This window comes from Gordonia sputi NBRC 100414, from assembly GCF_000248055.1.
Taxonomy (GTDB): domain Bacteria; phylum Actinomycetota; class Actinomycetes; order Mycobacteriales; family Mycobacteriaceae; genus Gordonia; species Gordonia sputi.
This window is the reverse complement of record NZ_BAFC01000112.1, coordinates 93,808-100,803: the sequence shown is the minus strand read 5'-3', so window position 1 is coordinate 100,803 and position 6,996 is coordinate 93,808. Positions and strand designations below refer to the sequence as shown.

Sequence of the window (6,996 nt, the reverse complement as noted above, 5' to 3'; positions counted from 1 at the left end):
GAGCATGTCGCCGAGTTGCTCGCCCGCGCCGATCAGCGCGTCGACGGTTTCCTCGTCGATGAGCTTGCCGCAGCGTCGGGCGGCCACCGTGATCGAGGCGGCCGAGAGATCGGACGTCGACACCGAAGTGATGCGGTCGACGAGGTCGTGCGCCTCGTCGACGATCACCACATGGTGGTCGGGCAGCACGTTTGCCGGACTCATCGCGTCGATCGCCAACAGCGCGTGATTGGTCACCACGACGTCGACCTGCCCGGACTTGCGTCGTGCCCGTTCGGCGAAGCAATCCTCGGCATACGAGCAGTTCGACGCCCCGAGACACTCGCGCGAGGTGACGCTGACCTGCCGCCACGATCGGTCGGTGACGCCGGGGGAGAGGTCGTCGCGGTCGCCCGTGTCGGTGTCGGACACCCACTCGCGCAGGCGCGTGACCTCCCGGCCGGTGCGTGAGAGTTCGAACGCGTCGAACAGCTCGGTATCCGGCTCTTCGACGGTCCCGGCGTGAATCTTGTTCAGGCACAAGTAGTTTCCGCGACCCTTGAGGATCGCGAACGTCGGCTCGCGGCCGAGCGCACCCTTCAGGGCTTTGGAGAGGCGGGGCAGGTCGCGCTCGACCAGTTGGCGCTGCAGTGCGATGGTCGCCGTGGAGACCACCACCGTGTCGCCGGATTCGACGGCGTGCCGGATGGCAGGCACGAGATAGGCCAACGACTTTCCCGTGCCCGTACCCGCCTGCACTGCGAGGTGCTGACCGGTGTCGATGGCGTTGGCGACGGCGGAGGCCATGCGGACCTGCCCGTCGCGGCGTTTGCCCGACAGCGCGGTCACGGCGGTGTCGAGGAGGGCGGTCACCGGCGGGAGCCCGGTCGCCCGCGAGGTAGTTGGCCCCGAGGCGTCCGGCTTGGCGGCATTCGCTACAGATAGGTCGGTCACTAGGAAGCGGCCTGTCCGCCGTAGACCAAGTCGCCCACGAGCGTGACGCCTGCGTCGCGCAAGCTCGTCAGCGCGGCGTTGGCGGTCGGTTCGGAGACTGCCGCAGTGAAGCTCAACAGGACGCGGGTGTCGAAACCCTCGTTCGCGGCGTCGATCGCGGTGGCGCGTACGCAGTGATCGGTGGCGATGCCGACCACGTCGACGCTGCGCACGTCATGGGCGCGGAGCCAGTCCGTGAGTGTGGTGCCGTCGTCCGAGGCGCCCTCGAATCCGGAGTACGCCGCGCTATACGCACCCTTGGAGAACACCTCCTGGACCGCGGAGGTATCGAACTCGGGCGAGAACGCGACGCCGTCCGTCCCGACCCTGCAGTGTGGCGGCCAGGTGTCGACGAAGTCGGGATTGTCGGAGAAATGCGCGCCCGGATCGATGTGGTAATCACGCGTCGCCACGACGATGCCGTAGTCGTCTGTCAATGACTTCAGCGACCGCGCGACCGCGGTGCCGCCGTTCACGCCGAGCGCGCCACCCTCACAGAAGTCGTTCTGGACGTCGACGACGATGAGCGCTTGGGCTGGGCTGACGTCGTCATCGAAGTGTGGGCTGGACATTCCGATCTCCTCGGGTCGTGGCGTGGCTGCTGTGTGATCGGTTGTGTGTGCTCGTGTACTCAGATGCGTGAGTAGTCGGGTTGCTCGGTATACCGGTTCGATGCTTGGACGTCGGCGGGTGGGGATCGGTTCCCTGTGCTGTCAGCCGAGTTGGAAACGCGTCGGTACGGCGGGATCTCCGTGCGAGAGTCCGAGTCCCTCCCACGGCAGGCTGACCAGACCTTCGGCGAGGAACGCGCGCGCGTCGTCGAGCGTCGGAAGGTCGTCGACGCGCCGCCCACCGCGAACCAGCGGGATCTGCAACGGTCGGACGACGTGTCCCGGAACGTCGGGTGTCGGTGTTCCGGCGCGGTAGAGGATCTCCTCGACGATGGTCCCGGTCGGCCGCGCGACCCGCACGGCGTTCTTCGCGCCGCCCTTCGACTCCTTGTGGCTGGCGCGTTTGGCGACGGGGATGCCGTCGACCTCGACCAGCTTGTAGACCATGCCGGCCGTCGGGGCGCCGCTGCCGGTGACCAACGACGTGCCGACGCCGTAGGTGTCGACCGGCTCGGCGCGCAGTGACGCGATCGCATATTCGTCGAGATCGCCGGAGACGACGATCTTGGTGTTCGGGGCGCCCAGCTCGTCGAGTTGCTCGCGGACCTGCCGTGCCAACACGCCGAGATCGCCGGAATCGATACGGACTGCACCGAGCTCGGGACCTGCCACCTCGACGGCGTTGCGCACGCCCTGGGTGATGTCGAAGGTGTCGACGAGAAGCGTGGTGCCGACACCGAGTGTCTCGATCTGCGCGGCGAACGCCGCCTTCTCGTTGGGGCCCTCGGGATCGGTGAACGCGAGGGTGAACGAATGCGCCGCGGTTCCCGCGCTCGGCACGCCGTAGGTACGTGCCGCCTCGAGGTTCGACGTTGCCGCGACACCCGCGAGGTAGGCGGCCCGTGCGCTCGCCACAGCTGCCCATTCGTGCGTGCGACGCGATCCCATCTCGATGATCGGGCGCCTGCTCGCTGCGCTGACCATGCGCGCGGCTGCGGAGGCAATGGCGCTGTCGTGGTTGAGGATCGACAAGATCAGCGTCTCGAGCACCACCGCCTCGGCGAAGGTTCCGCGCACCGTCAGGATCGGCGAGTTCGGGAAGTACAGCTCGCCCTCGCGATATCCGTCGATGTCGCCGGTGAACTCGTAGTTCCGCAGCCACTCGACGGTCTCGTCGTCGAGGAAGCGTTCGACGACGGCGATCTCGTCGTCGCCGAAGCGGAACTGCGTCAGCGCGTCGAGGATACGAGCGGTGCCCGCGACGACCCCATACCGGCGGCCGTCGGGGAGACGGCGCGCGAACACCTCGAACACACACTGCCGGTGTGCGATCGGGTGCCGCAGCGCGGCGGAGACCATGGTGAGCTCGTACTGGTCGGTGAGCAGGGCGGTGTTGCGGATGGTCACGATCCCTTACCCTAGTTTGTATGGCGCCTGACGATATTCGTGCGCATGAGGCTACCCCCGGAAGTGGCGGCGGTAGCGGTGGCACGGCCGTGGCCGACCCGGCCGTTGCCGATGCCGCGTCGGCGTTCGACCGTCCCTGGGTGACCATCGTCTGGGACGATCCGGTCAATCTGATGCGCTACGTGACCTTCGTCTTCCAGAAGGTCTTCGGATACTCCGAATCCAAGGCGAACCAGCTCATGATGCAGGTGCACACCGAGGGCAAAGCCGTGGTGTCGTCGGGCGACCGCGACAAGATGGAATCCGACGTGACGAAACTGCACGCCGCGGGTCTGTGGGCGACGATGCAGCGCGACAGCTAGCAGCGGGCGGGACATACGAGTGCGCGTTTTCAAACGCAAGGGCCGAGGACGCTCGGTGCGGTACACGACGTCGTTGGAGTCTCACGAGTCCGAGCTCCTCGCGTCGATGGTGGCGTCGATGTCGGAGCTGCTCACCGAACGTGAGGCGAGCGCGCCGCGCGACGACCTCGCCGAGCTGACCGGCATCCGGACCGGACACTCGAGTGCCCCGACGGATGCGACCCTCGGCCGTCTGCTGCCCGACTTTCATCGTCCCGACCAGGACACCGAACTCACCGCGGACGCCGTGAACGGGCGGCTCAACGCGGCACTGCGCAGCGTCAACGAACCCAAGATCATCGACGCCAAGCTCGCGGCGTCGACGACGATGCTCGCGACTCTCCCCGACGGCGGCGGCGATGTCTCGCTGACCGAGGAGGAGGCGATGTGCTGGCTGACCGCGCTCAACGACGTCCGCCTCGCGCTGGGCGCGACGCTCGGGATCTCCGAGGACACCCCCGACCGGCTCCCGCCCGACCATCCGCATGCTGCTCACCTCGACGTCTATCACTGGCTGACAGTCATCCAGGAGCTGCTCGTCGAGGCGATGATGTGATGACCGGCTGGGCTCCCGCCGGTGATCGGATCACCGATGTGGCAGGCATCGCCGTCGGTCATCACCACCTCGTCGATGCCGACGCCACACTCGGCCTCGGCGGACCCGACGATCCGCCCGGCACGGGGTGGGCGACAGGTACGACCGTCGTGGTCGTCAGCACGCCGGAGGGAGCGACGCATGCCCCGACCGCGGCTGTCGACGTGCGTGGTGGCGGACCGGGGACTCGCGAGACAGACCTGCTCGATCCGTCGAACACCGTGACCACGGTGCACGCGATAGTCCTTACGGGCGGCAGCGCCTACGGACTCGCCGCCGCGGACGGGGTGATGGCCGGGCTCGAGGAGTCGGGTCGTGGCTTACCGATGAACGCCCAGGGCGGCGTGGTCCCGATTGTTCCGGCGGCCGTCATCTTCGACCTCCCGATGGGCGGGTGGACCAACCGTCCGGACGCGGGCTTCGGACACGCGGCGCTGCAGGCTGCGGGCGCCGAGGTCGCTCAGGGCAGTGTCGGCGGCGGGGCCGGAGCTCGGGCGGGCGGACTGAAAGGTGGAGTGGGTACGGCGTCGTCGCGCATCGAGACCGGCGCGGCGTCGGGCATCACCGTCGGCGCGTTGATCGTCGCCAACCCGGTGGGCTCGGTGATCGATCCGACTACCGGATTGCCTTGGGGTGCAACAGAACACGACCTCGCGTATTACGGACTCGCCCGCCCGGACAGCTCGGATGCCGCGCGATTGGCCGAGGTCGCTGCCAAACAGACCGTGCTCAACACGACGATCGGCGTGGTGGCGACCGACGCCGAACTCGACGCCGCGTCGGTACGTCGAATCGCGATGTCGGCGCACGACGGGCTCGCCCGCGCCATCCACCCCGTGCACTCGCCGCTCGACGGCGACACCATCTTCGCGGTTGCGACCGGAGCACAGCCGACCGAGCCCGCGGCGTTCGTGCCGTCGGGGATGAACCCCGACGTCGCTGTCCTCGCCGAGATCTGCCGCGTCGCCGTGACGGTCACCCAACGCGCGATCGTCAACGCGGTGCTGGCCGCCGATTCGGTGGCGGGCGTGCCCTCCTACGCCGACCTCGCGCCGTCGGCGATCACGACCACCGGCATCGCGTAGCTGCCGGAGTCGTCACCGGGGTCTCGGAATAGCGGCGTCGAGGGGCACGTTGTTCGTCAGGACGTTTATCCGTTCACTTCGAGGAGAGCGAGTGCTGCAGATCAGCCAGGAGTTGGTCGACGAGATGGTCGCGCATGCGCGCGCCGATCATCCGGACGAGGCGTGCGGGGTGATCGCAGGCGCGGAGGGCTCCGACCGTCCCGTCCGGTTCATCCCGATGGTCAACGCCGAGCGGTCGCCGACGTTCTACCGCTTCGATTCGACGGAGCAACTGAAGGTCTGGCGGGAGATGGATCGCAACGACGAGGAGCCGATCGTCATCTATCACTCTCACACCGCCACAGAGGCATACCCGAGCCGCACCGACGTCTCCTATGCCAGCGAACCCCAGGCGCATTACGTCCTCGTGTCCACGCGCGACGCCGACGACACCGAGATCCGGAGTTACCGCATCATCGACGGTGATGTCACCGAAGAACCCATCGAGATCAGGAGCTGAATCAACCATGACGGTCACCGTGTCCATCCCGACCATCCTGCGTACGCACACCGGCGGCGAGAAGCGGGTCGAGGGTTCCGGCTCGACGCTGTCGGAGCTCATCGACAATCTCGAGACTGCCAACCCCGGCCTCAAGGAACGCCTAGTTGCCACGGATGGTGCGGCCGCGGGCAAGCTGCACCGCTTCGTCAACATCTACGTCAACGACGAGGACGTGCGCTTCTCCGGCGGTCTCGCGACCACGATCGACGACGGCGACGAGGTCACCATCCTGCCCGCGGTCGCCGGCGGCGCACTGCCAGCGCTCGGACGATAGGGATTTCGTGGCGCGCTACACGTCGCTGATCTCATCCGTCGGGAACACGCCCCTGATCGGACTGCAACGCCTCTCACCGAGGTGGGACGACACCGACGACGGTCCGCACGTGCGGCTCTGGGCCAAGCTCGAAGATCGCAACCCCACCGGCTCGACCAAAGACCGGCCGGCGCTGCGCATGATCGAGCAAGCCGAAGCCGACGGCCTGCTGCAGCCGGGGTCGACGATCCTCGAACCCACGAGCGGCAACACCGGTATCTCGCTTGCCATGGCCGCGAAGCTCAAGGGCTACCACTTGATTTGCGTGATGCCCGAGAACACCTCGGACGAACGTCGATCACTGCTGCGCATGTACGGCGCCGAGGTGATTTCGTCACCAGCCGCGGGCGGCTCGAATACCGCCGTCCGTATAGCCAAGGAACTCGCAGCGGAGCACCCCGATTGGGTGATGCTCTACCAGTACGGCAATGAGGCCAACTGGCGCGCGCACTACGAGGGCACCGGCCCGGAACTGTTCGCCGATCTTCCCGAGATCACCCACTTCGTCGCGGGTCTCGGCACCACCGGAACGTTGATGGGCGTCGGACGGTATCTGCGCGAACGCGACCCCGACATCGAGATCGTCGCGGCCGAACCGCGATACGGCGACGAGGTGTACGGCCTGCGCAACATCGACGAGGGTTTTGTGCCCGAGCTGTATGACGAATCGGTGCTGACCCGCCGATACTCCGTTCAGGGCGTCGACGCCGTCGCGCGGGTCCGCGAACTCATCGACCTCGAGGGCATTTTCGCCGGAGTGTCGACGGGCGCGATCCTGCAGGCCGCCCGCGGCATCGGCCGCAAGGCGCTCAAGGAGGGTCGACGCGCCGACATCGGATTGGTCGTGCCCGACGCGGGGTGGAAGTATCTGTCCACCGGGGCCTACGACGGTAGCCTTGAGGATGCCGAGCAGGCACTCGAGGGACAGCTCTGGGCTTAGCCGCCTCCGCTGGTCGAGCTTGTCGAGACCACTGCTGGTCGAGCCCAACCCGCTGGTCGAGCCCAACCCGCTGGTCGAGCTTATCGAGACCACCACTGGTCGAGCTACCCTCGCTGGTCGAGCCTGTCGAG

The 6,996-nt window shown here is 67.3% G+C and carries 9 protein-coding genes; 6 read left to right on the top strand and 3 right to left on the bottom strand.

Going from position 1 to position 6,996, the window contains the following annotated elements; all coding sequences use genetic code 11:
• The 3 genes from GOSPT_RS17745 to GOSPT_RS17735 all read right to left on the bottom strand — a co-directional run.
• Positions 1-852: ATP-dependent DNA helicase (locus tag GOSPT_RS17745; RefSeq protein WP_039856543.1), on the bottom strand; the 852-nt coding region annotated here is incomplete at its 3' end.
• 80 nt (positions 853-932) lie between these two features.
• Positions 933-1,544: an isochorismatase family protein gene (locus tag GOSPT_RS17740; protein WP_005207830.1), complete on the bottom strand. Its 612-nt coding sequence runs from the start codon at positions 1,542-1,544 to the stop codon at positions 933-935.
• A 141-nt stretch (positions 1,545-1,685) separates the two neighbouring features.
• On the bottom strand, positions 1,686-2,990 hold the full coding sequence (locus tag GOSPT_RS17735) for a nicotinate phosphoribosyltransferase (protein ID WP_005207829.1): 1,305 nt from the start codon (positions 2,988-2,990) through the stop codon (positions 1,686-1,688).
• A 20-nt stretch (positions 2,991-3,010) separates the two neighbouring features.
• On the opposite strand from GOSPT_RS17735, the gene clpS reads away from it, so the two are divergent.
• From clpS to GOSPT_RS17705, 6 genes are all read left to right on the top strand, one after another.
• Positions 3,011-3,352, top strand: coding sequence for an ATP-dependent Clp protease adapter ClpS (clpS, locus tag GOSPT_RS17730; protein ID WP_039856542.1), 342 nt, complete (start codon positions 3,011-3,013; stop codon positions 3,350-3,352).
• A gap of 19 nt (positions 3,353-3,371) precedes the next feature.
• On the top strand, positions 3,372-3,947 hold the full coding sequence (gene aosR / locus GOSPT_RS17725; protein ID WP_005207827.1) for an oxidative stress transcriptional regulator AosR: 576 nt from the start codon (positions 3,372-3,374) through the stop codon (positions 3,945-3,947).
• Entirely contained in the window at positions 3,947-5,071 is a 1,125-nt protein-coding gene (locus tag GOSPT_RS17720; protein WP_005207826.1) for a P1 family peptidase, read from the top strand. Before aosR ends, GOSPT_RS17720 begins: the two co-directional genes overlap by 1 nt.
• 91 nt (positions 5,072-5,162) lie before the next feature.
• Positions 5,163-5,570, top strand: a complete 408-nt coding sequence (locus tag GOSPT_RS17715) for a M67 family metallopeptidase (protein WP_005207825.1) — start codon at positions 5,163-5,165, stop codon at positions 5,568-5,570.
• Between the two features lie 7 nt (positions 5,571-5,577).
• The gene (locus GOSPT_RS17710; protein WP_005207824.1) at positions 5,578-5,886 is read left to right on the top strand and encodes a MoaD/ThiS family protein; all 309 of its coding nucleotides are present in this window, start codon (positions 5,578-5,580) and stop codon (positions 5,884-5,886) included.
• A 7-nt stretch (positions 5,887-5,893) separates the two neighbouring features.
• Complete coding sequence (locus GOSPT_RS17705) at positions 5,894-6,865, top strand: PLP-dependent cysteine synthase family protein (protein ID WP_005207823.1); 972 nt, start codon at positions 5,894-5,896, stop codon at positions 6,863-6,865.
• Positions 6,866-6,996 lie beyond the last annotated feature (131 nt).